The following is a 25,251-nucleotide window of genomic DNA, read 5'->3' on the forward strand; positions in this document are numbered from 1 at the left end:
CGTTTGAGGAGATAGCATGATCGTTCGTCCCGTACGCAGCAGCGATTTACCGGCCCTGATTGATCTGGCGCGCAGCACCGGCACCGGCCTCACCACTTTGCCGGCCAACGAAGAGCGCCTGGCCCACCGGGTTGGCTGGGCTGAAAAGACCTTTCGCGGCGAAGCCGGGCGCGGTGATGCCGACTACCTGTTCGTTCTCGAAAACGACGAAGGCCAGGTGGTGGGGATTTCCGCCATCGCTGGCGCCGTTGGCCTGCGTGAGCCTTGGTACAACTTCCGTGTAGGCCTGACCGTCAGCGCTTCCCAGGAATTGAGCATCTACCGCGAGATTCCGACGCTGTTCCTGGCCAACGACCTGACCGGCAACTCTGAGTTGTGCTCGCTGTTCCTCCAGGCCGATTACCGCACTGGCCTTAACGGTCGCATGTTGGCCAAGGCGCGGATGCTGTTTATCGCCGAATTCCCGCAACTGTTTGGCAACAAGATCATCGCAGAGATGCGCGGCATGTCCGACGAAGCTGGGCGTTCGCCGTTCTGGGAAAGCCTGGGCCGGCACTTCTTCAAGATGGAATTCAGCCAGGCCGATTACCTGACGGGCGTGGGCAACAAGGCGTTTATCGCTGAGTTGATGCCCAAGTTCCCGGTATATACCTGCTTCCTCTCTGAGGACGCGCGCAACGTGATCGGCAAGGTTCACACCGACACCGAGCCTGCGCTGAGCATGCTCAAGAGCGAAGGTTTCAGCTATCAGGGCTACGTCGACATCTTCGATGCAGGTCCTGCTGTGGAATGTGAAACCAGCAAGATCCGTGCGGTGCGCGACAGCGAGGCACTGGTGCTGGCCATCGGTACGCCGGGTGACGACGCCACGCCGTTCCTGATCCATAACCGCAAACGTGAAGAGTGCCGCATCACCGCTGCACCGGCACGGCTGGCGGCGGGCACCCTGGTGGTCGATCCAAAGACCGCCAAGCGTCTGCAACTGACAGCCGGTGATCAAGTACGTGCCGTACCGTTGTCTGCTGCCCGGGAGCCGAAATAATGAATTCGCTATACATCGCTGGTGTTTGGCTGGCCGGTCAGGGTGAGCGCGTTGAGTCGCTGAACCCGGTGACCCAGCAAGTGCTATGGGCTGGCAATGGCGCCACCGCCGAGCAGGTCGAGTCCGCCGTGCAGGCCGCGCGCCAGGCGTTCCCGGCATGGGCCAAGCGATCCCTGGACGAGCGCCTCGGTGTGCTCGAAGCCTTCGCCGCAAGCCTGAAAAATCGTGCCGACGAGCTCGCCCGCTGCATCGGTGAGGAAACCGGCAAGCCGCTGTGGGAGTCGGCGACAGAAGTCACCAGTATGGTCAACAAAATCGCGATCTCGGTGCAGAGTTACCGTGAGCGTACCGGCGAGAAGAGCGGCCCATTGGGCGATGCCACTGCTGTGTTGCGCCACAAGCCCCACGGCGTGGTGGCGGTGTTTGGCCCTTACAACTTCCCCGGTCACCTGCCTAACGGTCATATCGTGCCAGCCTTGCTGGCGGGCAATACCGTGCTGTTCAAACCCAGCGAACTGACGCCGAAAGTCGCCGAACTGACGGTGCAGTGCTGGATTGAGGCTGGCCTGCCGGCTGGCGTCTTGAACCTGCTGCAAGGCGCGCGGGAAACCGGGATCGCCCTGGCGGCGAATCCGGGCATCGACGGTTTGTTCTTCACCGGTTCCAGCCGTACCGGCAATCACCTGCACCAGCAATTCTCCGGGCGCCCGGACAAGATCCTCGCCCTGGAGATGGGCGGCAACAACCCGCTGGTGGTGGATGAAGTGGCTGACGTGGATGCGGCGGTCTATACCATCATCCAGTCGGCGTTTATCTCTGCCGGCCAGCGTTGCACCTGTGCCCGTCGCCTGTTGGTGCCGCAAGGTGCCTGGGGCGATGCGTTGCTGGCGCGCCTGGTGTCGGTAAGCGCGACCATCGAAGTCGGCGCGTTCGACCAGCAGCCTGCGCCTTTCATGGGTTCGGTGATTTCCCTGGGCGCGGCCAAGGCCTTGATGGAGGCTCAGGAACTGTTGCTGGCTAATGGCGCAGTGGCACTGCTGGAAATGACTCAGCCAGAGGGTCAGGCCGCATTGCTGACGCCGGGCATTATTGATGTCACGCAAGTGGCCGAGCGTGCTGACGAAGAACTGTTCGGTCCGCTGTTGCAGGTGATCCGCTACGCTGATTTCGAAGCGGCGATTGTCGAGGCCAACAATACCCAATATGGGTTGGCGGCAGGTTTGCTGTCGGATTCCGAAGCGCGCTACCAGCAGTTCTGGCTGGAAAGCCGTGCCGGGATCGTCAACTGGAACAAGCAACTGACCGGCGCTGCGAGCAGCGCGCCGTTTGGTGGGGTAGGGGCGTCGGGCAACCATCGCGCCAGTGCGTATTACGCTGCGGATTATTGCGCGTACCCGGTGGCCTCGCTTGAGACCCCGAGCCTGGTGTTACCGGCCACGCTGACGCCCGGTGTGCGGTTGTCGTAATCGATATTGATACCTATAAAAACAGATATTCGTGGAGCCTCGCCGATGAAATCCTATGAAGTCAATTTTGACGGTCTAGTGGGGCCGACCCATAACTACGGCGGTTTGTCCTACGGCAACGTCGCGTCCCAGAGCAATAGCCAGCAGTCTTCCAACCCCAAGGAAGCGGCGCTGCAAGGCCTGGCGAAAATGAAAGCGCTGATGGAGATGGGTTTTGTCCAAGGCGTACTGGCTCCTCAGGAACGCCCTGATGTGGCCGCCTTGCGCAACCTCGGTTTTGCCGGCACCGACGCGCAAGTGATCCAGCAAGCGGCCAAGAAAGCCATGCCATTGTTGGTGGCAAGCTGCTCGGCATCGAGCATGTGGGTGGCCAACGCCGCAACCGTCAGCCCAAGTGCCGACACCGCCGACGGCCGCGTGCATTTCACCGCTGCCAACCTTAACTGCAAATACCACCGCAGCATCGAACACCCGACCACCAGCCGAGTGCTTGGGGCAATGTTCGCTGACCAGAAGCACTTTGCCCACCACGCCGCGTTGCCGGCCGTGGCGCAGTTCGGAGACGAGGGCGCGGCTAACCACACCCGTTTCTGTCGTGACTATGGCCAGGCCGGCGTGGAGTTTTTCGTGTTCGGTCGCAGTGCCTTCGACACCCGCTACCTGGCGCCGCAAAAGTACCCGGCGCGCCAGACCCTGGAAGCCTCCCAGGCGGTCGCCCGCTTGCACGGCCTGCGGGATGACGGCGTGGTCTTCGCCCAGCAGAACCCAGCGGTGATTGATGCAGGGGTGTTCCATAATGACGTGATCGCGGTGGGTAACGGCGAGGTGCTGTTCTATCACGAGGATGCGTTCCTCAATACTGAACAGATGCTTGCGGAGTTGCATGGCAAGCTCGGCAAATGTGGCGGCAACTTCCAGTCCATTTGCGTGCCCCGCGCCCAGGTCAGCGTCGAAGACGCGGTGCGTTCCTACCTGTTCAACAGCCAGTTGCTGACTCGTGCTGACGGCTCGATGCTGCTGATCGTGCCGGAAGAATGCCGCAGCAACGAACGTGTCTGGCAGTATCTGCAAGGCCTGACCAGCTCCGGAGGCCTGATCCGCGAAGTGAAAGTCTTCGACCTCAAGCAGAGTATGCAGAACGGCGGTGGCCCGGCGTGCCTGCGTTTGCGGGTGGCCTTGAATGAAACCGAACTGGCGGCGGTCAACCCAGGGGTTATCATGACGGCGCCGTTGTACGACACGCTGACCCTGTGGGTCGACAAGCACTATCGCGATGCCTTGCGGGAAACCGACCTGGCTGATCCGCAATTGCTGTTTGAGTGCCGCACGGCATTGGACGAACTGACGCAAATCCTTAAACTGGGCTCGGTTTATCCTTTCCAGATCAATTAAGACTCCAGATGAGAACGAAGCCATGAGCGACAAAAGCGACAACCTGAACGACACCCTCAAGCTGATCCTTGAAGACACCGACGGCACTCAACTGGAAACTTCCTGCACCCGTGTCGCCGTAATCTGGCAGGGCAAGGAAGTCTGGATTCAGCACGACGGCCGTGGCCAACTGCTGATCGGCGTTGACGTGGAGGAAGGCGATGTTGAATACGCCAACCTGCTGATGCGCCCACTGGCCACCAACCTGATGAGCCTGCAACTGGAAATGGAACCAGCCGACGTCGGCGACGACGAAGACCACGTCCATGGTCCTGGCTGCAACCACTAAGGACGCCGCTCTATGCTCGCCCTCGGCAAACTGCTTGAACTGACCCTCGCCGGACGTGAACCGGCTTCGATTACTCAAACGACTGTCGACGGCGTGCGATTGCGCTGGCTCAGTGAGGGCGCGCTGGAAGTGCGGCCGCCCGAAGGCCGGGACAATGGCAGCGATGTGTTGCTGTCATCCGGCATCCACGGCAACGAAACCGCACCGATCGAATTGCTCGACCGGTTGCTGAACGACATTGCCCGGGGTGACTTGAAGCCTCGGGCGCGAATTTTGTTCCTGTTCGGCAACCCCGAAGCCATGCGTCGGGGGGAGCGTTACCTCGAACAAGACGTCAACCGGCTGTTCAACGGTCGTCACGAACACAGCAGCGGGCCCGAAGCCCTGCGGGCAGGCGAGTTGGAGCAACTGGCTAGAAACTTCTTCAGCCAGCCCGGACGCAGCCGGCTGCATTACGACCTGCACACCGCCATTCGTGGGTCGAAGATTGAACAGTTCGCCCTGTACCCGTGGAAAGACGGCCGCCAGCATTCGCGCCGCGAACTGGCGCGGCTGCGTGCCGCCGGCATGCAAGCGGTGCTATTGCAGAACAAGGCGTCGATCACCTTCACAGCCTTTACCTACGAGCAGTTGGGCGCCGAGTCCTTCACCCTGGAACTGGGCAAGGCCCGGCCGTTCGGACAGAACCAGGGCGTGGATGTGTCCCGCCTGGAAGTCCGCCTCAAGCAGATCATCGAAGGCAATGAACCGACCACCGAGAGCCTGGACGGCCTGCAACTGTTCAGTGTCGCCCGAGAAATCATCAAGCACAGCGATGCCTTCATCCTGCACCTGCCGGCGGATGTAGAAAACTTCTCGGAACTGAAAAAGGGCTACCTGCTGGCCGAGGACATCGCCAAGACGCGCTGGGTGATCGAGGAGGAGGGCGCACGCATCATCTTCCCCAACCCGAAGGTGAAGAATGGCTTGCGGGCAGGGATATTGATTGTGCCGACGACGGATAAAGGCCTGGCATAAATCCCGAGGTCGACTCGGTCAAATGTGGGAGCTGGCTTGCTCCCACACAACCCCAGCTCTGACACTGGGGTTTACAGTGTTCCTTAAACCGCCACAGCCCGTGGTTCATTGCGACGCAACGAACGAATCTTGTGCAGCGTATCCGCGCAGGTCTTCGCCGCTTCCTGGCCCTTGTGCACAAAGTGCTCCAAGAAGAAGGTGTGGTGTTCAACACCCGAGTGGAAGTGGTGCGGGGTCAGGGACACCGAGAACACTGGCACTTCGGTTTCCAACTGAACCTGCATCAGGCCGCTGACCACCGATTGTGCGACGAACTCGTGACGATAGATCCCGCCGTCCACCACCAGGGCCGCCGCGACAATGCCGGCATAACGGCCGGACTTGGCCAGGAGCTTGGCGTGCAGGGGCATTTCAAAGGCGCCGCCGACTTCGTAGAAATCGATATCCGATTCCTGGTAGCCCTGGGCGATCATTTCGGCGAGGAAACCTTTACGGCTCTGATCGACAATATCCTTGTGCCAGCAGGCCTGGATAAACGCGACACGCTCGCCGTGGTGGTTTTTGCTTTTGCTGTCAATTGCAGTGGGTTGCATGTTCTGACTCCTGTTTATGAAAAAAACAGGGCGTTATGAATCGAATGGGATTTAAGGGTACGGACAGAATGAGCATGCAAGGCATGGACGTTCTGCGCACGGCCCTTAGGCGCCAATCCCGTTCTCTCTTCATCCGGACTATGACCGTCGGCCCCGGGATCACACCGGGTCTGCTGACCTTGTCGCCGTCCTGCCTAGGCAGTTCGAGGCGCCAAGCGCTCGCGGGCTATACGCATTGCGCGTAATTACCGCCGGTGGGGAGTTACACCCCGCCCTGAGAACGTTGCCACCAGAACGCTGGTGGCGGTGAGTTTTTACCATACATTTCTGGAAACTGCATGGCTCCATTTTCGATATTCACTATTGGCTTTTTTGCTTGGTATTGAATGGGAAGCTGGGGCTGTCTGGCACTTTTCATGACCTGTTAGCTTGATATTCACTCTCCATGCCCGCAGTAACCTGTAATCAAAAAACAAATTCCAACCCGTTAGCCGGGACTTTTGTCCCTTCGCCGAGGCTTGTTTCATGACCATGATTGACCTGCGCAGCGACACCGTGACCCAACCGACCCCAGGCATGCTCGACGCGATGGCTAGCGCCGTCAGCGGTGATGATGTCTACGGTGAAGATCCTACCGTCAATCGCCTGGAAGCCGAACTGGCCAAGCGCCTGGGGTTTGCCGCCGCGTTGTTCGTACCCACCGGCACCATGAGCAACCTGCTGGCGTTGATGGCCCATTGTGAGCGGGGCGAGGAATATATCGTCGGCCAGCAGGCCCACACCTACAAATACGAAGGCGGCGGTGCGGCGGTGTTGGGTTCTATCCAGCCCCAGCCGCTGGAAGTCCAGGCCGATGGCTCGCTGGACCTGGATCAGGTGTTGGCGGCGATCAAGCCAGATGACTTCCACTTCGCGCGTACCCGGCTGTTGGCGTTGGAAAATACGATGCAGGGCCAGGTATTGCCGATGGAATACCTGGCTGCCGCGCGGGCGTTTACTCGCGAGCATGGCCTGGCCTTGCACCTGGACGGCGCGCGGATCTACAACGCGGCGGTCAAGCTGGGTGTCGATGCGCGAGAGATCGCCCAGTATTTCGATTCAGTGTCGGTGTGCCTGTCCAAGGGCCTCGGCGCGCCGATTGGCTCTGTGTTGTGTGGTTCGACTGCGCTGATCGCCAAGGCCCGCCGTTTGCGAAAAATGGTCGGTGGCGGCATGCGTCAGGCAGGTTCGTTGGCGGCGGCGGGGTTATATGCCCTCGATCATCAAGTCCAGCGTCTGGCCGAAGACCATGCCAACGCCCAATGGCTGGCGGATGGGTTGCGCCAGGCCGGGTACGAGGTAGAGCCAGTGCAGACCAATATGGTCTACGTGCAGGTGGGTAGCCTGGCCGAGGAGTTGAAGGCCTTCGCCGCGACGCGCGGGATCAAGTTGAGCGCCGCTCCTCGCCTGCGTATGGTCACGCACCTGGACGTCAGTCGGGCGCAGATCGAGCAGGTGGTCGCGACATTTGTCGAGTTTTCCCGGAAATGACAGTGCAGACTGTCTAATTGACTGTTTCTATCACATAAACACGCTGTGCCACGGGCAAAGGGCCGATATAATGCGGCCCTTTGCCGTCGCTCCGTCTGATGACGTTTAGCACTGGCCTTTGGCCGCAGCCTCCGTGGAAGAACCTAATGAAAAGCGCAGAAATCCGTGAAGCCTTCCTTCGCTTCTTCGAAGAGCAAGGTCACACCCGTGTTGCCTCCAGCTCTTTGATCCCAGGCAATGACCCCACCCTGCTGTTCACTAACGCGGGGATGAACCAGTTCAAGGACTGCTTCCTGGGCCAGGAAAAGCGCGCCTACACCCGCGCCACCAGCAGCCAGAAGTGCGTACGCGCCGGCGGCAAGAACAGTGACCTGGAGAACGTTGGTTACACCGCTCGCCATCACACTTTTTTCGAGATGCTGGGCAACTTCAGCTTCGGCGACTATTTCAAGCGTGACGCCATTACCTTTGCCTGGACCTTCCTGACCGGCGTGCTGAAGCTACCCAAGGAAAAACTCTGGGTCACTGTCTACGCCACCGATGACGAAGCCTACGAGATCTGGACCCAGCAAATCGGTGTGCCGGCCGAGCGCATGATTCGCATCGGCGACAACAAGGGCGCGCCTTACGCCTCCGACAACTTCTGGACCATGGGTGATACCGGTCCGTGCGGTCCTTGCACCGAGATTTTCTACGATCACGGCGCCGACATCTGGGGCGGCCCACCCGGCTCGCCGGAAGAAGATGGCGACCGTTACATCGAAATCTGGAACAACGTATTCATGCAGTTCAACCGCACCGCCGATGGCGTGTTGCATCCGCTGCCAGCTCCGTCGGTTGACACCGGCATGGGCCTGGAGCGGATCAGTGCGGTGATGCAGCACGTTCACTCCAACTACGAAATCGACCTGTTTACCAACCTGCTGAGCGCTTCGGCCGCGGCCATTGGTTGCGCCAACGACAGCCAGTCTTCGCTCAAGGTTGTGTCCGACCACATCCGTTCTTGCGGCTTCCTGATCGCCGACGGTGTGCTGCCGTCGAACGAAGGTCGCGGCTATGTGCTGCGCCGGATCATCCGTCGCGCCTGCCGTCACGGTAACAAGCTGGGCGCCAGCGGTAGCTTCTTCTACAAGATCGTTGCCGCGCTGGTGGCCGAGATGGGCGAAGCCTTCCCGGAACTCAAGCAGCAGCAAGCCAACATCGAGCGCGTGCTCAGGGCTGAAGAAGAGCAGTTCTCCAAAACCCTGGAGCACGGCCTGAAGATCCTGGAACAGGACCTGGCTGAGCTCAAAGGCACCGTGGTGCCGGGCGACGTGGTGTTCAAGCTGTACGACACCTACGGTTTCCCGATGGACCTGACCGCCGACATTGCCCGTGAGCGCGAGCTGACCGTCGATGAAGCCGGTTTTGAGCGTGAGATGGAAGCCCAGCGCGTGCGCGCCCGCTCCGCCAGTGCCTTTGGCCTGGACTACAACACCCTGGTCAAGGTTGACGTGGCCACCGAATTCACCGGTTACACCGCCACCGGCGGCTCGGCCAAAGTGATTGCCCTCTATAAAGAAGGGCAGTCGGTCGACATCCTGAACGAAGGCGACGAAGGTGTGGTGGTCCTGGACCAGACGCCGTTCTACGCCGAGTCCGGTGGCCAGATTGGCGACTGCGGTTTCCTCAAGGCGTCGTCCGGTCGTTTTGACGTGCGCGACACCACCAAGACCGGCGGCGCGTTCCTGCACCACGGTGTGTTGGCCTCGGGCAACCTGACCGTCGGCGCGCCGGTGGAGACTCAGGTCGACGCTGACGTGCGTCACGCCACCTCGCTGAACCACTCGGCCACTCACTTGCTGCACGCGGCCTTGCGCCAAGTGCTGGGCGAGCATGTACAGCAGAAAGGCTCGTTGGTCGACAGCCAGCGCCTGCGTTTTGACTTCAGCCACTTTGAAGCGATCAAGCCTGAGCAGCTCAGGACGCTGGAAGATATCGTCAACGCCGAAGTGCGCAAGAACACCCCTGTTGAAACCGAAGAAACCGACATTGAGACCGCCAAGGCCAAAGGCGCCATGGCGCTGTTCGGCGAGAAGTACGGCGACAACGTGCGCGTGCTGAGCATGGGCGGCAGCTTCTCGGTGGAGTTGTGCGGCGGTATCCACGCCAAGCGTACCGGCGACATTGGCCTGCTGAAGATCATCAGCGAAGGCGGTGTGGCGTCCGGCGTGCGTCGTATTGAGGCGGTCACCGGTGCTGCGGCCCTGGCTTACCTCAATGCTGGCGAAGAACAACTCAAGGAAGCGGCCAGCCTGGTCAAGGGCAGTCGCGACAACCTGATCGACAAGCTCTCGGCAGTGCTGGAGCGCAACCGTCTGCTGGAGAAACAGCTGGAGCAGTTGCAGGCCAAGGCCGCCAGTGCGGCGGGCGACGATCTGTCGGCTTCTGCCCTGGACGTCAAAGGCGTGAAAGTCCTGGCCGTGCGCCTGGACGGTCAGGACGGCAAGGCTCTGTTGGCGCTGGTGGATCAGTTGAAGAACAAGCTCGGTCGCGCAGTGATCCTGCTCGGCAGTGTCCATGAGGAAAAGGTCGTTCTGGTTGCCGGTGTAACCAAAGACCTGACTGGCCAACTCAAGGCCGGTGATTTGATGAAACAAGCCGCTGCGGCAGTGGGCGGGAAGGGCGGTGGTCGTCCGGACATGGCGCAAGGCGGCGGTATCGACGCTGGTGCTTTGGACGCGGCCCTTGCCCTGACCGTACCGTTTGTCGAGGCGGGTATCTAAGACGCTGCCTGGGTGTGTGGTCTAGTCACCTGCCCGGGCAGCGCAGTTTGATTGATTAATGGGCGCCCCTTTACGGGCTGAGGCGGCTTAGAAATGGCTTTGATCGTACAGAAATTTGGAGGCACCTCGGTCGGTTCCGTTGAACGAATCGAGCAGGTCGCCGACAAGGTTAAGAAGTTCCGCGATGCCGGCGATGACCTGGTGGTGGTGCTGTCGGCCATGAGCGGCGAGACCAATCGTCTGATCGAGTTGGCCAAACAAATCAGTGGTGATCAACAGCCGGTTCCCCGTGAGCTGGATGTGATCGTTTCCACTGGTGAGCAAGTGACTATTGCGCTGTTGGCCATGGCGCTGATCAAGCGTGGCGTGCCGGCAGTGTCGTACACCGGCACCCAGGTACGAATCCTGACGGATAGCGCGCACAATAAAGCGCGCATATTGCAGATCGATGATCAGAAAATTCGCGGTGATCTGAAGGCGGGTCGCGTGGTAGTCGTCGCTGGTTTCCAGGGCGTCGACGAACACGGCAACATCACCACCCTCGGTCGTGGCGGTTCCGATACCACCGGTGTGGCCCTGGCGGCAGCCCTGAAGGCTGACGAATGCCAGATCTACACCGATGTGGACGGCGTCTACACTACCGATCCGCGCGTTGTGCCCGTGGCTCAGCGCCTGGACAAGATCACCTTCGAAGAGATGCTGGAAATGGCCAGCCTCGGGTCCAAGGTGTTGCAGATCCGTGCGGTGGAATTCGCCGGCAAGTACAACGTTCCGCTGCGCGTACTGCACAGCTTCAAGGAGGGTCCGGGCACCCTCATTACTATTGATGAAGAGGAATCCATGGAACAGCCGATCATTTCCGGCATCGCTTTTAACCGCGATGAAGCCAAGCTGACCATCCGTGGTGTGCCAGACACCCCGGGCGTGGCCTTCAAGATTCTCGGGCCGATCAGTGGCGCAAACATTGAAGTCGACATGATCGTGCAGAACGTTGCGCACGATAACACTACCGACTTCACCTTCACCGTGCACCGCAATGACTACGACGCAGCAGAGAAAGTCCTGCTGAAAACGGCAAGCGAGATTGGCGCCCGTGAAGTGGTCGGCGATACCAAGATTGCCAAGGTGTCGATCGTTGGTGTGGGCATGCGTTCCCATGCCGGAGTTGCCAGCCGCATGTTTGAGGCCCTGGCCAAGGAGACCATCAACATCCAGATGATCTCCACCTCGGAAATCAAAGTGTCGGTGGTCATCGAAGAGAAGTACCTGGAGCTGGCTGTACGCGCACTGCATACCGCATTTGAGCTGGACGCTCCGGCCCGACAGGGCGAGTGATGCGTGACTGGAGGGCGCGGTTGATCCGCGCCTTTCATTTTTCTGTCTGGCGCCTGTGGAGAGCTGTTCTTTTGCGTGTGCCCGACAATACTTAGGCGGGTAGGGCTATGGCCGTTGGGTTGTAGGTCGAATGCCTTTTTTTTGCAGACTGTTATCCCTGAACTGAAATGCGTGAGGAGAAAGGTATGTTGATTCTGACTCGTCGATGCGCAGAAAGCCTGATTATTGGTGATGGCGAAATCACCGTGACCGTGCTCGGCGTCAAAGGCAATCAAGTACGGATTGGGGTTGATGCCCCGAAAGAGGTGGCTGTCCACCGTGAGGAAATCTACCTGCGGATCAAGAAAGAGAAGGACGAAGAACCAAGCCATTAATTTTTATCGTTTTTTATGTTTGCAAACGGGGATGAAGCTGGTTAATATACGCCCCGTGTTGCGGAGAGCTGGCCGAGTGGCCGAAGGCGCTCCCCTGCTAAGGGAGTACACCTCAAAAGGGTGTCGGGGGTTCGAATCCCCCGTTCTCCGCCATTATTTGCTTAGTACGTTGCAATCTGGATTTTTTCGGTAAGTTGTTGAAATCACTAGAAAAAATCGCTTTACATAGAGATTGAACGGGCTATAATGCGCGGCAACAAATGCACTCGTAGCTCAGCTGGATAGAGTACTCGGCTACGAACCGAGCGGTCACAGGTTCGAATCCTGTCGAGTGCACCATTTAAGAGTTAGTTGCAGCAATGCAGGTAACTTGGCTCCAACCAGTTGTGATCTGGTCTAAAAACACAATCTGCACTCGTAGCTCAGCTGGATAGAGTACTCGGCTACGAACCGAGCGGTCACAGGTTCGAATCCTGTCGAGTGCACCAAACAACAAAAAGCCCGCCTAGTGCGGGCTTTTTGCCGTCTGGGGTTTTTATTTTTCTTGTCTGTTGCCACGGGTGTAATCGCCCTCCGGGCTTTTCTACCTGCCCCCATGTGTTTTCTTTTCTGCCTGTGTCGTCGCAGTTTCATGAGTGTGCCCGATACTCGGCTTTGTCTCGCAAGCGCTTGTTCTTGCCAGTTTTTTAACGTTTTAAGCGGCTGGGCGGTGTATCATTGCGCCCGTCAGCCCCGCCGGGGCTTGTGGAATACCTCCATGGACTTACCCAGTAGTAACTCAGTACCCCGTTTTACCAATCATGAATTGACTGATTGATCCTTCCGGCGTGCCCCGCTGCTGGGAGTGGAGTTCGCCTATGACCGAAGTTGAAGTAAAGAAAACACAAGAAAGCCTGCAGGATCGCCTCGCTCAAGTTGTTGAGCTGCTGCAGCGCCAGCGCGTGGTCGAAGACCTGACTCACCGTCAGGAAGGCCCGAATCATGACCGGGTAGAGAGCCTGGTCCACCGGCAAAACCTCGTCGAGTTGCAACGCAAGCTCGATGACCTGCACTCCGCCGACGTAGCCTACATCCTTGAAGCTTTGCCCTTGGGTGATCGCCTGACCCTCTGGCAACTGGTCAAGGCTGATCGTGACGGCGACATCCTCCTCGAAGTATCCGATTCGGTTCGTGAAACCCTGATCGCCGCCATGGACGATCATGAGCTCCTGGCTGCGACCAAGGACATGGACGCCGACGAACTCGCTGACCTGGCCTCCGAGCTGCCGCGTGACGTCGTCCATGAGCTGATGGAGACCCTCGACGGCCAACAGCGTGAGCGTGTGCGCTCCGCGTTGTCCTACGACGAGGAGCAGGTCGGCGCGCTGATGGACTTCGAGATGGTGACTATTCGCGAAGACGTCAGCCTGGAAGTGGTGTTGCGTTACTTGCGCCGGCTAAAAGAGCTGCCAGGCCACACTGACAAACTGTTTGTGGTCGACTACGAGGGCATTCTCAAGGGCGTGCTGCCGATCAAGCGTCTGCTGGTCAATGACCCGGACAAGAAGGTCGCGGACGTCATGGCCAGCGACCCGGTCAGCTTTCATCCTGACGAAGACGCCTACGACGCCGCCCAGGCATTCGAGCGTTATGACTTGATCTCGGCCCCGGTGGTCGACAAGAAAGGCAAGCTGATCGGCCGCTTGACCATCGATGAGATGGTCGACCTGATTCGTGAAGAGAGTGAAAACGAAGTCCTCAACATGGCGGGTCTGCGTGAAGAGGAAGATATCTTTGCGTCAGTCTGGAAATCTCTGCGTAACCGTTGGGCCTGGTTGGCCGTCAACCTGATTACCGCGTTTATTGCCTCTCGGGTGATCGGCCTGTTTGAAGGCTCCATCGAGAAGCTGGTGGCGCTGGCGGCTCTTATGCCTATCGTGGCCGGGATTGGTGGTAACTCCGGTAACCAGACCATCACAATGATCGTGCGGGCCATGGCCCTGGATCAGGTGAGCACTGGCAACACCTCGCGGCTGATGCGCAAGGAGCTGGCAGTGGGCCTGATCAATGGTCTGGTGTGGGGTGGCGTGATTGGCGTGGTGGCTTACTTGCTCTATGGCAGTTGGTCCCTGGGGGTAGTGATGACCGCCGCCATGACCCTTAACCTGCTATTGGCTGCGCTGATGGGAGTATTGATCCCTATGACCTTGGTGCGCCTTGGTCGCGACCCTGCCATGGGCGCCAGTGTGATGATCACAGCCATGACTGACAGTGGTGGCTTTTTCATCTTCCTGGGGCTGGCGACCATCTTCCTACTCTGATTGCCTTCTCCCGAGGCAGATACCGCCGGGCCTTTAACCAAATTACAGGCAAAAAAAAGCCAGCATGCAGCTGGCTTCGGCTTTCAGTCGCCAATCAGTTGGCTTCGGCGGCTGCCTCAACATCATGAGCAATAAGTGAGACAAGAGCGTTTTGCTGGCGGTGGGAGAGCTGACGAAAACGCTGCAGCAGTTCGCGTTCGTGCAGTGACAGCTCAGGGCTGTCCAGGCGCATGCTCAACGCTTCACCCAACGCACCTTCCTGAATAAGGCTCTGTTCCAGGCGCGCGATGATTTCGGAGTTCATGCTGCGGTGATGGTTGCGAGCCACCTCGGCAATGCGTTCCCGCATTCCGTCTGGCAGACGTACGACGAACTTGTCAGCCGTACGGCTGGAATAAATTGCCTGTTTCAATGGGCGCATATATTTAACCGGTTAGTTCAGGGGAGCGGTTTTTGGAATTGGCCGCAAGATGTGTGTTAGGACAAGGTCTGCAGCCAAATGTTCAACCTGAATTGCAAAGAGGCCGCATCATGCCTCAAACTTGCCAGTTCCTTGGCGTCAATTCTGTGACAAATATTGAACTGGCTACAGGCTTTATGCCAGCACTCATTTTCAAATTTGCGGACTGGTTGGAAAACTTTTCTGCAAGGCATCCATGCGAGTGTTCTACCCGCAAACCCAGTGCGAAAAGGGTTTTTGGGCGCACATCCTATAGTGGTGTGGCCTTTTGCCCTTAACTTTAAGACTAGTGGCAAACTGCCGATTTACTAGGGTAGGGCGACGTAAGGTAGGGCGGCAGGACAGCCGGGCTCGGAGCACAAACAGGCTGCCGGGGTCAGGAAGATCCACGCAAACTTGGTCATTGAATACTCCTGTGTTTGGTTCAGAAAACCCAGTGTTCAGAAGAGTGTGCGGCTTGGTTGCCTTGGGTCAGTTGAATCGGCGATTGCGCATCGGCCGTCATGACCGCCAGCTGTGGACGCTGTTGGTGTTGCAAATGATGGGGAACAGCTTGGCTGGCTTGTGCCACATCATCACCGGTAGCGGATTGAAAATGGAACATCACCAGCGTGGCCAATGCCACAGCATTGAGGGCTACTAGTAGAGGCGTGCTGTTCATGGGCATATTCTCCGCAGGTGGCGTGGCCAGACTGAATTTGTAGGATAAAGGATTGCAGGTGTCGTGCCAGTCTATTTTTTGATTAAATCCTTTTTAAATCAAAGTCTTAAAGACTGATCGGCAGGCCGGCTTGTTGCAATTTGCAATGATGGCATTTTGGGGTAGTGCATTTTGCACGACAGTCATGGAGAGCCCTTGTTTGTTGCCCAAAACACGACTAGGCATTGCAAGGCTCGGCCTACACTCAAAAAGCCTACGGACGACATGACAAAACGCACCTTGGCCGTTAACATGCACGCCGTCCGCCGCTGTGCCTTCGGCCCGATGGTTGTCATTTGTCCCAGTAGCTCAATTGGATAGAGCATCCCCCTCCTAAGGGGAAGGTTGGCCGTTCGAACCGGCCCTGGGACACCACATTAGAGTTGTGCTCCTTTAAAAGAGCCGCGATACGCAAAAGCCCTGTTCAGAACACTCTGGCGGGGCTTTTTTGTGGGCTGGCGTTGGCCGCAGAGGATGGGATGCGTCTGGGGGGGCAGGTCTTTTTGATTGTATTGCGAACCTTGCCGGAGTTTGAGGTTCACAGGGGAGTGAGCGGTTGGGGCGCGAGTTTTTGTCACAGCCTTGTACCTTGTATGCCGTCGTCGAGCGTCTGAGAGGTAGCCAATTGGCTTGATGAAAATAATCCCCTGGTACAGCGCGTTTTGGCTGTCCGGACCTGACGCCGCCGGACTATCATGCTGATAGCCTGACACCCACTGCAAGGAGCCGCTCGGAACGCCGATGCGCCAAATCTGGAAATCTTTTCGAGCCCTTTATTTCGCCTCTTTGATGATGCTGATCGGTTCCGGTCTGCTCAGTACGTACCTGGCTTTGCGCCTGGCAGCCGATAATGTCGACAGCCTGTGGGTCGGTGCGTTGATGGCTGCCAACTACTTTGGTCTGGTGTTGGGTGGCAAGATCGGTCACCGCTTGATAGCCCGAGTCGGCCATATTCGCGCCTATGCCACCTGCGCCGGTATCGTCGGTGCGGCGGTGCTGGGCCATGGTTTGATCGACTGGCTGTCGGCCTGGATCGTACTGCGGATAATCGTCGGCCTCGGCATGATGTGCCAGTACATGGTCATCGAGAGCTGGCTCAACGAGCAGGCGGACGCCAAGCAGCGGGGCTTGGTCTTCAGTGGCTACATGATCGCTTCTTATCTGGGCCTGGTATTGGGCCAGCTTATTCTGGTCATGCATCCGCAGTTGGGCCTTGAGCTGCTGATGCTGGTTGCGCTGTGCTTTGCCCTGTGCCTGGTGCCGGTGGCGATGACTCGACGTATTCACCCGGCACCGTTGCATCCGGCGCCGATGGAGCCGCGCTTTTTTATCAAGCGAGTACCGCAGTCCCTCAGTACCGTGCTGGGCGCCGGGTTGATTGTTGGTTCGTTCTACGGTCTGGCGCCGCTTTACGCCTCTCAGCAAGGGCTGAGCACCGAACAGGTCGGTCTGTTCATGGGTAGCTGCATTTTCGCCGGGCTGGTGGTGCAGTGGCCTTTGGGCTGGCTCTCGGATCGGTATGACCGGGCACTGTTGATCCGCTGCTTCGCCTTGTGCCTTGCGGTGACGGCGCTGCCGTTGGCGATCATGACCCAGGTGCCGTTGGAAGTGCTGTTTGTGGTCGGGTTCTTCTGCTCCCTGGTGCAGTTCTGTCTTTACCCGTTGGCGGTGGCGTTTTCCAATGACCACGTTGAGGGGGATCGCCGCGTATCGCTGACAGCCATGCTGCTGGTGACTTACGGCGTCGGCGCCAGTATCGGGCCGCTGCTGGCCGGTGTGCTGATGAAGCTGTTTGGTAGCCAGATGCTCTATGCATTTTTCAGTTTATGCGCGGTGATCCTGGTTTGGCGCATCCGTCCCAAAGCCGTGACCAATCTGCACCAGGTGGACGATGCACCGCTGCATCACGTGGCGGTACCTGACAGCATGTCCAGCTCGCCGCTGGTGGCCGCCCTTGACCCACGGGTGGATGAACAGGTGGTTCAGGATCAGATGCAGACGCCGGTTCCCGAGCCGGACCCAGAGTCTGAAGCCGATCCTGATTCGGTGGAGCAGGCGCCTGCAGAAGAGCCTCCAGAGCCTCCAGAGCCGCCAGAGCATCCGGACCCGGATGATCATCCCCACGACCTGAGCAGGGCGCGCCCCTGAAACAAAAAAACGGGCAGTCCCATGAGAGGCTGCCCGTTTTTTATGCAGATTGTTACCGCTTAAAGATCATCATCCTTGTCAAACCGCCGCGCCTCGCGCTGCAGCTGGTAGACAAAGCGTTCAACCTGGCGCTGCACCAACCCGCTCATATTGTGAAAACGCACGCCTGCAAAGGTGGTGTCGATCCTTTCTTCGAAGTGCAGGTAACGCAGTTCTACGGCGGTGCTCATGTTGCCGAAGGGCAGGGCGGCAATAAAGCGATCGTAGACCTGGCCCAGTTGCAGGCGCTGGGAGATATCACCGTCAAAGCGCAGCTTGCAACCAGTGGCGGAAATATCCAGTAGTTTGCCGCCAATGGGCGACTTGAGTTTCTCTCCGCCCATGTCGACATTGACCAGTTGCGCCAATTTCAGTGCTGCGCGAAAGGCGTTGCGCCGCTGATGGTAAACCACCTCGTCAGGCATGCCGCCCCGATAGATGCGGTGGCCGTCCTTTTCGCTGATGGTCAGGCTGCCGTTACTCTCCCAGGCCACCCGCACGCCGTCGTGGAAGCCTTCGATACGGAAGGCTTCGCCATTCTCAAGGTAGCGTTCGCCTTCCCGTGGGATCATTTCGTCCAGGCTCAGCGTCTTGCTGTCCCGGTCGACTTCCACCAGATAGCTTTGAAAGCGCTGGTTGCGCTCATGGAAGGTAATGATCAGAGGATCGTGGCTCTCTTGCAGCAACCGCAAGGTGCCGGCAATTTCCAGAGGCGTAGTGAGGACCTTGGGTGGCTGCGGAGCATCTTCCGCGTTGAGGGCGTTGAACACGGTTCTTCCATCTCCAGACAAAATACGACTACACGCAAGAACCGGCATTTTGCCAGTATGTTACGCGCCTTGATAGGGCGCGCAGTAAACCGGCGTCAGGCTTGGCTGATGGTGCTGGGCTTGACCAGTCGCGAGGTGGAGCCCTGGGCGTTATAGAGCGTCGGAGGTTCTCCGCCGTGAAGGATGCGCAGCTGGTTGGCGGTAGTGGCTTGCTGAAGCTGGATCGACTGGCCGTTGAGCGTGTTGGCTTCCTGGCAAGTGATCAGCAGCTGGTTGAGCTCCTGGCTCTGGGTCCGTAACTGGTCGCCTACCGACGAGTGGCTCGCCAGTTGCTCCAGGCCGTCGTGATCGGCAGGCAGTCCCAGGCTGACAAGAATCTGGCTGCGTTTCTTGCCATGCTGTTCCAGCAGGATGATCAGCGATTGCTTGCGCGCCAGAATATCTTCCAGCAGGCGCATGTCTCGGCCGTGCAGGGCGATCGACTCTTCCTGAAGCAGTCCAAGCAGATGCTGCGCTGGAGCCAGGTCTTCAATGATCAGTTGCAGTAAATTTTCGTCGTGCATGGCTGGCCTTGGGTTTTAAGCGTCCAAAAGCCTGGCGCAGGCCTTTGCCTAGCGCTCGGCTTCGAAGTTAAGCAGTTTGCTGGCTACACGGTTGCTGTCGACTTTGTAGCTGCCATCGGCAATCGCCTGTTTCAATTCGGCCACACGGGCTTTATTGACAACCGGTTGATCGCGCAGCGAATCAGTGACCTTTTGCAACTGTTGAGCCTCATTGCTCAAATGTACCGATTCCCCGCTCTGGCTGGCGCCGGCCTGGTCTGCCTTGACGGGCAGTGGCTGGGACTTGCCGGCCTCAACGCTGTCTTTGGCACCGTTGGCGCGGGTGCTGACGAGCTGTGAGGGGGCGTTATTTAATCGACTAAAATCAATGACCATCATGAAAACCTCTGGGTATTTGGACGCTTGCCATGTTTTCGGCCATACCCGGACAAACTTTAGGCTCGATTGACAATAAACCTATACGTGATGACGTCTTGCGCACAGTGTAGGAAAAGCTGGCCTCCCGCGCCAGTGATCTATAACGCTACCTCGACCTGGCCGGGTGCAGTCACTCGCGCCCTGATCACCCGCTTGGAGTTGAGGTTCTTGACCCGAATCTGTTCGCTCATGCCGCCATTGGACAGAGCCTCTCCCGGCATTTTTACATTCAGGCCGCCGCTGCTGGCGGAAATCACCACTTGATCACCCTTGCGTATGACTTCCGCCTGTTCCATGTGAGCCAGGGTGATGACCTGATCTGTGACCATTGGTCGGGTAAGTTTCTGCCCGATCGCTTGATCCACGGAAGTAAGGTATCCCTGACTGATCTGGCCGATGTCCCGCTCGCGTAGGGCAACGTCCTCAAAGCCGATAATGCCCGTGCGTTTCAGCGGGCGAGTGACGGCGACCACTTCGCGAAACAGGCGGACTTGAGCCGGTACGAACACTGTCCAGGGCGAGGCGCCGTCGCAGCGCACGCGCACGGTCACACGGCCGATGGGTTGTGCGGGGCTTTCCAGGGTGGCTGTCAATTCCTTGTCACACATGGGCAGGCGCAGGCGTGGGTCCAATTGGTTGACCTGGATTTCATAGCGTCCTGGTGTCTGAGTAGTGGCCAGATAATCTTCTACAGTAAACTCAAGAAAGCCTTGAGTGACGCCGATAAGTAGATCAGGCAAGGTGATGTTGTCGGCACGGGCCTGTTGGCCTGCAGCCAAGGCAAGCATCGTTAGCAAGACGCAGAGCAATCTGCGGTACTGTTTAAAGTACGGCAGGGGGAGAAAGCGTCGGGAAACTGTCGTTTTGATGTCCATGGCCAATAAAAAAGCAAAGCTCGTGCCGTTTAGTGTTGGGTACGCGTCGTACCCGTAGGTTTTGTAGTGTAGGAGTCTGGGCATGGCGGGAGTAATGGATTCAGTGAACCAGCGCACGCAGCTGGTAGGGCAGAATCGCCTTGAGTTGCTGCTGTTTCGTTTGGATGGCAAACAGCTTTACGGCATCAACGTCTTCAAGGTGCGGGAGGTACTGCAATGTCCCAAGCTGACCGTATTGCCCAAGTCCAGCCCTGTGGTGTGTGGCGTGGCCAACATTCGCGGCTCGACCATTCCGATTCTTGACTTGGCGATGGCTACGGGCTCGTCCGGCTTGCAGGATCGCGAGAGTCCGTTCGTGATCATCACCGAGTACAACACCAAGACCCAGGGTTTCCTGGTGCGCTCGGTGGAGCGCATCGTCAACATGAACTGGGAAGAGATCCATCCGCCGCCCAAGGGCACCGGTCGCGATCACTACCTGACGGCAGTGACGCGGGTCGACAACCAGTTGGTGGAAATCATCGACGTGGAGAAAATCCTCGCGGAAGTGGCGCCGACTTCGGAAGCTATTTCGGTGGGCGTAGTAGACGCTGAGACGGCGCACAAGGCGATTTCCCTGCGGGTGCTGACGGTGGATGACTCCTCGGTAGCGCGCAAGCAGGTCTCCCGTTGCCTGCAGACCGTTGGCGTCGAAGTGGTGGCCCTCAACGATGGCCGCCAGGCCCTGGATTACCTGCGCAAACTGGTGGATGAAGGCAAGAAACCGGAAGAAGAATTCTTGATGATGATTTCCGACATCGAGATGCCGGAAATGGACGGTTACACCCTCACGGCCGAGATACGCAACGATCCACGCATGCAAAAATTACATATCATCCTGCATACTTCATTGTCCGGTGTATTCAATCAGGCGATGGTCAAGAAGGTCGGTGCCGATGACTTCCTGGCCAAATTCCGTCCTGATGACCTGGCATCCCGGGTAGTCGACCGGATCAAGGCAGCAGATCACGGCTAGGGGCTTTTTCCCTGGCGGTCACACGATTTAAGAGGCGGTACCATTGTCTACGGGTAATTTGGATTTTGAACAGTTCCGGGTCTTCCTGGAAAAAGCCTGTGGCATATTGCTCGGTGAAAACAAGCAGTACCTGGTATCAAGCCGTCTCAATAAACTGATGGAGCAGCAAGGGATCAAGTCCCTCGGCGAACTCGTTCAGCGGATACAGAGCCAGCCACGCAGCGGGCTCAAGGCAATGGTGGTCGATGCCATGACCACCAACGAAACCCTGTGGTTTCGTGACACCTATCCCTTTGAAGTGCTCAAGAACAAGGTCCTGCCAGAATCGATCAAGGCCAGCCCCGGCCAGCGCCTGCGCATCTGGTCGGCGGCCTGCTCTTCGGGGCAGGAACCGTACTCGCTGTCGATGTCTATCGACGAGTTCGAGCGGACCAATTTGGGCCAGTTGAAGGCCGGGGTGCAGATTGTTGCCACCGACTTGTCCGGCACCATGCTCACCAACTGCAAGACGGGTGAGTACGACAGCCTGGCCCTGGGGCGCGGCCTGTCTCCGGAACGCTTGCAGCGTTTCTTCGACCCCAAGGGCGCTGGTCGTTGGGCAGTCAAGGCGCCAATCAAGAGCCGGGTGGAGTTTCGTTCGTTCAACCTGCTGGACAGCTACGCTAGCCTGGGTAAGTTCGATATCGTGTTTTGCCGCAACGTACTGATCTACTTCTCGGCCGAAGTGAAGAAGGACATCCTGTTACGCATCCACAGCACGCTCAAACGCGGTGGGTATCTGTTTCTCGGCGCTTCTGAAGCGTTGAACGGGTTGCCGGATCATTACCAGATGGTGCAGTGCAGTCCTGGGATTATTTACCAGGCCAAGTGATAGATAGGCGTCGCATAAAAACGGGAGGTCCTGCAAAGGCCTCCCGTTTTTTATGGGCGCAAAGCGGCAACGCTCATTGCCGCTTTACTGGCGGTTGGCGGAAACCCCTTGCCGCTTTTCTGGCATTGCCACCGGCAATCTCCCGGCAAACCCTTGATTTACAGGGCTTCGATGACTTGGCATGCCACTTGCTGTATCCAGATTACGAAAAGCAGGTCAGCCCCTAAAGGTTTCCGCCATGAGCATCAGCTTCGATAAAGCGCTCGGTATCCACGAACAAGCCCTGGGCTTTCGCGCCCAGCGTGCCGAAGTCCTGGCTAACAACATCGCCAACGCCGACACCCCGAACTACAAGGCTCGGGACTTGGACTTTTCCGCCGTGCTCGCCGCACAGCAGGACAAGACCAAGAACGGCTCCTTCGCCTTGAACATGACCAATAACCGTCATATCGAAGCGCAAGGCATGGGCAATGGCGACGAGTCGCTGATGTACCGCACGCCGATGCAGCCATCGATCGACCAGAACACCGTCGACGCGCAGCTGGAGCAATCGAACTACGCCGAGAACTCGGTGAACTTTCAGGCCAGCTTCACCCTGCTCAACAGCAAATTCAAAGGGCTGATGTCAGCCCTGCGCGGAGAGTAAGTCATGTCTCTATCCAGTGTTTTCAATATTGCCGGTAGTGGCATGAGCGCTCAGACCACCCGTCTGAACACCGTCGCCAGTAACATCGCCAACGCCGAGACCGTGTCGTCGAGCATTGACCAGACCTACCGCGCCCGTCACCCGGTGTTCGCCACCATGTTCCAGGGCGGCCAGAGTGGCGGCAGCGATTCGCTGTTCCAGGACCAGGATGCTGCGGGCCAGGGCGTTCAGGTGCTGGGTGTGGTCGAAGACCAGAGCAACCTCGACGCGCGCTACGAGCCGAACCATCCTGCCGCCGACGCCAAGGGTTATGTGTTCTACCCCAACGTCAATGTGGTCGAGGAAATGGCTGACATGATTTCCGCCAGTCGCTCGTTCCAGACCAACGCGGAAATGATGAACACCGCCAAAACCATGATGCAGAAGGTCCTGACCCTGGGTCAGTGATAAGGGGCGCCAAAGAATGTCCGTTACCAACGATGTGTCGAGTAACTCGACGATCCAGGACTTGTTCAACAACAAGGTCAAGGATGCCGCGGCCAACCAGGATAGCCTGGCGGGTGCTACCAAAGAGGCTTCTGGCAGCCAGGCCCTGGGCAAGGATGCGTTCCTGCAGTTGCTGGTCACCCAGCTGAAAAACCAGAACCCGCTGTCGCCCCAGGATAACGGCGCGTTTGTCGCGCAACTGGCGCAGTTCAGCAGCCTGGAAGGCATCAACACCCTGAACGACTCGGTGAATGCAATCTCCAGCAACTACAAGTCGTCGCAAGCGCTGCAAGCGTCGTCGCTGGTGGGTCGTTCGGTGATCATCGAGACCGACAAGGCCATGGTCGACACCAGCAAGAGCTTCACTGGTTCCGTGGCAGTCACCTCGTCGGTGGGCAACGTCACCATCAAGGTCTCTGACAAGGACGGCAAGCTGGTCAAGACCATCGACTTGGGCGCTCAGGCAGCCGGCAAGTCGGACTTTATCTGGGACGGCAAAAACGAAGCCGGCGAGAAAGTCGACTCCGGCAACTACACCTTCGCTGCCACCACCAAGAACGATGCCGGTGATGCGATAGCGTTGAAGACCTCGCTACCAGCCACGGTCACTAGCGTGACTTTGAGCCAGACGGGCGGCGAAATGCTGCTCAATCTTTCTGGCGGCATGGGCAGCATCAAGCTGTCCCAAATTCAGACTATCGGTACATAGAGCCGCCTAAATACGGCAAGAGGAGAGAAACATGTCTTTTAATATCGGCCTTAGCGGCCTCTATGCGGCCAACAAACAGCTGGACGTGACTGGCAACAACATCGCCAACGTCGCGACCACCGGCTTCAAGTCGTCCCGTGCTGAATTCGCCGACGTCTACGCCGCCTCCAAACTGGGCAGCGGCCACAACGCTATTGGTAGCGGTGTGAGCCTGGCAGCGGTTTCCCAGCAATTCAGCCAAGGCGAAATCACCGGCACTGGTGGTTTGCTGGACATGGCGATCAAGGGCGGCGGCTTCTTCGTGCAGAAGGGCAGCGACGGTTCCCTGGAATACACCCGCTCCGGTACTTTCAAGCCGGACAAGGATGGCTACGTCACCAACTCCACCGGCACCTCGCGCCTGCAAGGTTACGCGGCAGACGAAAACGGCAAGATCATCAAGGGTGGCCTGATAGACCTGCGCATCGATCAGTCGAACCTGTCACCCAAGGCGTCCACCAAGGTGGACTCCACCAGCAACCTGAAGTCCTCGGAGCCAGTGATCGACCAGGCGCTCAACCCGTTCGATCCGACCAAATCGGGCAGCTTTACCACCCAGTACACCACCATGTTGTACGACACCCAGGGCAACTCGCACCCTATGGTGCAGTATATGGTGAAGACCGACTCCAATACCTGGAAGTCCTACACCCTGATCGACGGCCGTAACCCCAACGGTACGCCTATCAGTGGCGCCGGTGCCGTCGCGCCTGTGGCGTCGACCGTGACCTTCGATACCGCTGGTACGCTCAAAGGGATCGTCACGCCGCCAAGCGCGGTGTCCAACACCACCCTGACGATTGCCGACTGGAAGCCGGGCGTCATGAACAATGGCGTGTGGGTAGATAACGGCGCAGCGGCCAACCCGACTGGTATTGCCATCAATATGGCCAGTATCACCCAGTACAACTCTGCCAGTTATCGCAACCCGCCGGTCACTGATGGTTACGCTACTGGCGAAATCACCGGGCTGAAAATTGACAGCAGCGGTGTCATGTTTGCCACGTTCAGTAACGAGCAGAGCAAGGCGATCGGCCAGATCTCCTTGGCCAGCTTCAACAATGAACAGGGCCTGCAGCCGTACGGCGGCACTACCTGGAAGGAGACCTTTGCGTCCGGCCAACCAGGTTATGACTCGCCAGAGTCCGGCACTTTGGGTTCGATCATCGCCAACTCCCTGGAGAACTCCAACGTCAACCTGACCAGCGAGTTGGTGGAGCTGATCAAGGCTCAGAGCAACTTCCAGGCGAACTCCAAGACCATCTCCACCGAAAGCACCATCATGCAGACCATTATTCAGATGACCTGATGTTGTCGATTTAGCGCCTGCACCGAAAGCCCCTCAATGAGGGGCTTTTTTTGCGCGCTATT

At 58.2% G+C, this 25,251-nt stretch carries 24 protein-coding genes, 4 tRNA genes and 1 riboswitch; of the genes, 21 read left to right on the plus strand and 7 right to left on the minus strand.

The annotated features are described in order from the left end of the window. Positions 1 to 16: 16 nt before the first annotated feature. Genes astA through astE form a run of 5 tightly spaced genes read left to right on the plus strand, consistent with a single transcriptional unit; the run spans position 17 to position 5,245 of the window. Positions 17 to 1,042, plus strand: coding sequence for an arginine N-succinyltransferase (gene astA / locus ACZRJ6_RS12485; RefSeq protein WP_463968351.1), 1,026 nt, complete (start codon positions 17 to 19; stop codon positions 1,040 to 1,042). Then, positions 1,039 to 2,508, plus strand: coding sequence for a succinylglutamate-semialdehyde dehydrogenase (gene astD / locus ACZRJ6_RS12490; RefSeq protein ID WP_463968427.1), 1,470 nt, complete (start codon positions 1,039 to 1,041; stop codon positions 2,506 to 2,508). The genes astA and astD overlap by 4 nt, the downstream gene beginning before the upstream one ends. 45 nt (positions 2,509 to 2,553) lie before the next feature. Further along, positions 2,554 to 3,900, plus strand: coding sequence for an N-succinylarginine dihydrolase (gene astB, locus ACZRJ6_RS12495; protein WP_463968352.1), 1,347 nt, complete (start codon positions 2,554 to 2,556; stop codon positions 3,898 to 3,900). 43 nt (positions 3,901 to 3,943) lie between these two features. After that, positions 3,944 to 4,228, plus strand: a complete 285-nt coding sequence (locus tag ACZRJ6_RS12500; protein ID WP_463968428.1) for a topoisomerase II — start codon at positions 3,944 to 3,946, stop codon at positions 4,226 to 4,228. A 12-nt stretch (positions 4,229 to 4,240) separates the two neighbouring features. Continuing rightward, entirely contained in the window at positions 4,241 to 5,245 is a 1,005-nt protein-coding gene (gene astE, locus ACZRJ6_RS12505) for a succinylglutamate desuccinylase (protein WP_463968353.1), read from the plus strand. Positions 5,246 to 5,328: 83 nt separating this feature from the next. On the opposite strand, the gene ACZRJ6_RS12510 is transcribed toward astE, so the two are convergent. Beyond that, on the minus strand, positions 5,329 to 5,838 hold the full coding sequence (locus ACZRJ6_RS12510; RefSeq protein WP_463968354.1) for a 6,7-dimethyl-8-ribityllumazine synthase: 510 nt from the start codon (positions 5,836 to 5,838) through the stop codon (positions 5,329 to 5,331). Positions 5,839 to 5,954: 116 nt separating this feature from the next. Next, positions 5,955 to 6,124: riboswitch (FMN riboswitch) on the minus strand. 239 nt (positions 6,125 to 6,363) lie between these two features. On the opposite strand from ACZRJ6_RS12510, the gene ltaE reads away from it, so the two are divergent. The 8 genes from ltaE (at position 6,364) to mgtE (ending at position 14,142) form a co-directional block, all read left to right on the plus strand. Then, positions 6,364 to 7,368, plus strand: a complete 1,005-nt coding sequence (ltaE, locus tag ACZRJ6_RS12515) for a low-specificity L-threonine aldolase (protein WP_463968355.1) — start codon at positions 6,364 to 6,366, stop codon at positions 7,366 to 7,368. Between the two features lie 146 nt (positions 7,369 to 7,514). Beyond that, positions 7,515 to 10,133: an alanine--tRNA ligase gene (alaS, locus tag ACZRJ6_RS12520; protein WP_463968356.1), complete on the plus strand. Its 2,619-nt coding sequence runs from the start codon at positions 7,515 to 7,517 to the stop codon at positions 10,131 to 10,133. Positions 10,134 to 10,226: 93 nt separating this feature from the next. Continuing rightward, the gene (locus ACZRJ6_RS12525; RefSeq protein ID WP_463968357.1) at positions 10,227 to 11,468 is read left to right on the plus strand and encodes an aspartate kinase; all 1,242 of its coding nucleotides are present in this window, start codon (positions 10,227 to 10,229) and stop codon (positions 11,466 to 11,468) included. 185 nt (positions 11,469 to 11,653) lie between these two features. Beyond that, positions 11,654 to 11,842: a carbon storage regulator CsrA gene (gene csrA / locus ACZRJ6_RS12530; protein ID WP_133099245.1), complete on the plus strand. Its 189-nt coding sequence runs from the start codon at positions 11,654 to 11,656 to the stop codon at positions 11,840 to 11,842. 62 nt (positions 11,843 to 11,904) lie between these two features. Further along, positions 11,905 to 11,995, plus strand: a tRNA-Ser gene (locus ACZRJ6_RS12535). A gap of 109 nt (positions 11,996 to 12,104) precedes the next feature. After that, positions 12,105 to 12,181, plus strand: a tRNA-Arg gene (locus tag ACZRJ6_RS12540). A 72-nt stretch (positions 12,182 to 12,253) separates the two neighbouring features. Next, positions 12,254 to 12,330 (plus strand) — tRNA-Arg (locus ACZRJ6_RS12545). Positions 12,331 to 12,699: 369 nt separating this feature from the next. Then, complete coding sequence (mgtE, locus tag ACZRJ6_RS12550; RefSeq protein WP_463968358.1) at positions 12,700 to 14,142, plus strand: magnesium transporter; 1,443 nt, start codon at positions 12,700 to 12,702, stop codon at positions 14,140 to 14,142. A 94-nt stretch (positions 14,143 to 14,236) separates the two neighbouring features. Here mgtE and ACZRJ6_RS12555 read toward each other — a convergent pair whose 3' ends face one another. Then, on the minus strand, positions 14,237 to 14,563 hold the full coding sequence (locus ACZRJ6_RS12555; RefSeq protein ID WP_133099243.1) for an Arc family DNA-binding protein: 327 nt from the start codon (positions 14,561 to 14,563) through the stop codon (positions 14,237 to 14,239). Positions 14,564 to 15,026: 463 nt separating this feature from the next. Then, a complete protein-coding gene (locus ACZRJ6_RS12560) occupies positions 15,027 to 15,263 on the minus strand; it encodes a hypothetical protein (protein WP_149413547.1) in 237 nt (78 codons plus the stop codon). Between the two features lie 337 nt (positions 15,264 to 15,600). Here ACZRJ6_RS12560 and ACZRJ6_RS12565 point away from each other — a divergent pair. Together ACZRJ6_RS12565 and ACZRJ6_RS12570 are read left to right on the plus strand one after the other, a co-directional pair. Continuing rightward, a tRNA-Arg gene (locus ACZRJ6_RS12565) sits at positions 15,601 to 15,677 on the plus strand. Between the two features lie 366 nt (positions 15,678 to 16,043). Next, positions 16,044 to 17,450 (plus strand): MFS transporter, encoded by a 1,407-nt coding sequence (locus ACZRJ6_RS12570; RefSeq protein ID WP_463968359.1) that lies wholly within the window; start codon positions 16,044 to 16,046, stop codon positions 17,448 to 17,450. Positions 17,451 to 17,509: 59 nt separating this feature from the next. On the opposite strand, the gene ACZRJ6_RS12575 is transcribed toward ACZRJ6_RS12570, so the two are convergent. The 4 genes from ACZRJ6_RS12575 to flgA all read right to left on the minus strand — a co-directional run bounded on the left by ACZRJ6_RS12575 (position 17,510) and on the right by flgA (position 20,114). Then, positions 17,510 to 18,259 carry a flagellar brake protein gene (locus tag ACZRJ6_RS12575; protein WP_463968360.1) on the minus strand — a complete coding sequence of 250 codons (750 nt, stop codon included), beginning with the start codon at positions 18,257 to 18,259 and terminating at the stop codon, positions 17,510 to 17,512. A gap of 95 nt (positions 18,260 to 18,354) precedes the next feature. Further along, a complete protein-coding gene (locus tag ACZRJ6_RS12580) occupies positions 18,355 to 18,822 on the minus strand; it encodes a flagella synthesis protein FlgN (protein ID WP_463968361.1) in 468 nt (155 codons plus the stop codon). Between the two features lie 48 nt (positions 18,823 to 18,870). Beyond that, positions 18,871 to 19,197 carry a flagellar biosynthesis anti-sigma factor FlgM gene (gene flgM, locus ACZRJ6_RS12585; RefSeq protein WP_463968429.1) on the minus strand — a complete coding sequence of 109 codons (327 nt, stop codon included), beginning with the start codon at positions 19,195 to 19,197 and terminating at the stop codon, positions 18,871 to 18,873. 140 nt (positions 19,198 to 19,337) lie between these two features. After that, positions 19,338 to 20,114, minus strand: a complete 777-nt coding sequence (flgA, locus tag ACZRJ6_RS12590; protein ID WP_463968362.1) for a flagellar basal body P-ring formation chaperone FlgA — start codon at positions 20,112 to 20,114, stop codon at positions 19,338 to 19,340. A gap of 82 nt (positions 20,115 to 20,196) precedes the next feature. On the opposite strand from flgA, the gene ACZRJ6_RS12595 reads away from it, so the two are divergent. The 6 genes from ACZRJ6_RS12595 to flgE all read left to right on the plus strand — a co-directional run bounded on the left by ACZRJ6_RS12595 (position 20,197) and on the right by flgE (position 25,189). Beyond that, positions 20,197 to 21,129 carry a chemotaxis protein CheV gene (locus tag ACZRJ6_RS12595; protein WP_463968363.1) on the plus strand — a complete coding sequence of 311 codons (933 nt, stop codon included), beginning with the start codon at positions 20,197 to 20,199 and terminating at the stop codon, positions 21,127 to 21,129. A gap of 43 nt (positions 21,130 to 21,172) precedes the next feature. Continuing rightward, the gene (gene cheR, locus ACZRJ6_RS12600; protein WP_463993538.1) at positions 21,173 to 22,000 is read left to right on the plus strand and encodes a protein-glutamate O-methyltransferase CheR; all 828 of its coding nucleotides are present in this window, start codon (positions 21,173 to 21,175) and stop codon (positions 21,998 to 22,000) included. A 238-nt stretch (positions 22,001 to 22,238) separates the two neighbouring features. Next, on the plus strand, positions 22,239 to 22,646 hold the full coding sequence (gene flgB / locus ACZRJ6_RS12605) for a flagellar basal body rod protein FlgB (protein WP_463968365.1): 408 nt from the start codon (positions 22,239 to 22,241) through the stop codon (positions 22,644 to 22,646). A gap of 3 nt (positions 22,647 to 22,649) precedes the next feature. Beyond that, positions 22,650 to 23,093, plus strand: coding sequence for a flagellar basal body rod protein FlgC (flgC, locus tag ACZRJ6_RS12610; protein ID WP_133099232.1), 444 nt, complete (start codon positions 22,650 to 22,652; stop codon positions 23,091 to 23,093). Positions 23,094 to 23,109: 16 nt separating this feature from the next. After that, positions 23,110 to 23,841 carry a flagellar hook assembly protein FlgD gene (gene flgD / locus ACZRJ6_RS12615; RefSeq protein WP_463968366.1) on the plus strand — a complete coding sequence of 244 codons (732 nt, stop codon included), beginning with the start codon at positions 23,110 to 23,112 and terminating at the stop codon, positions 23,839 to 23,841. 31 nt (positions 23,842 to 23,872) lie between these two features. Continuing rightward, complete coding sequence (flgE, locus tag ACZRJ6_RS12620) at positions 23,873 to 25,189, plus strand: flagellar hook protein FlgE (protein WP_463968367.1); 1,317 nt, start codon at positions 23,873 to 23,875, stop codon at positions 25,187 to 25,189. Positions 25,190 to 25,251 lie beyond the last annotated feature (62 nt).

The organism is Pseudomonas sp. C321 (assembly GCF_055407105.1).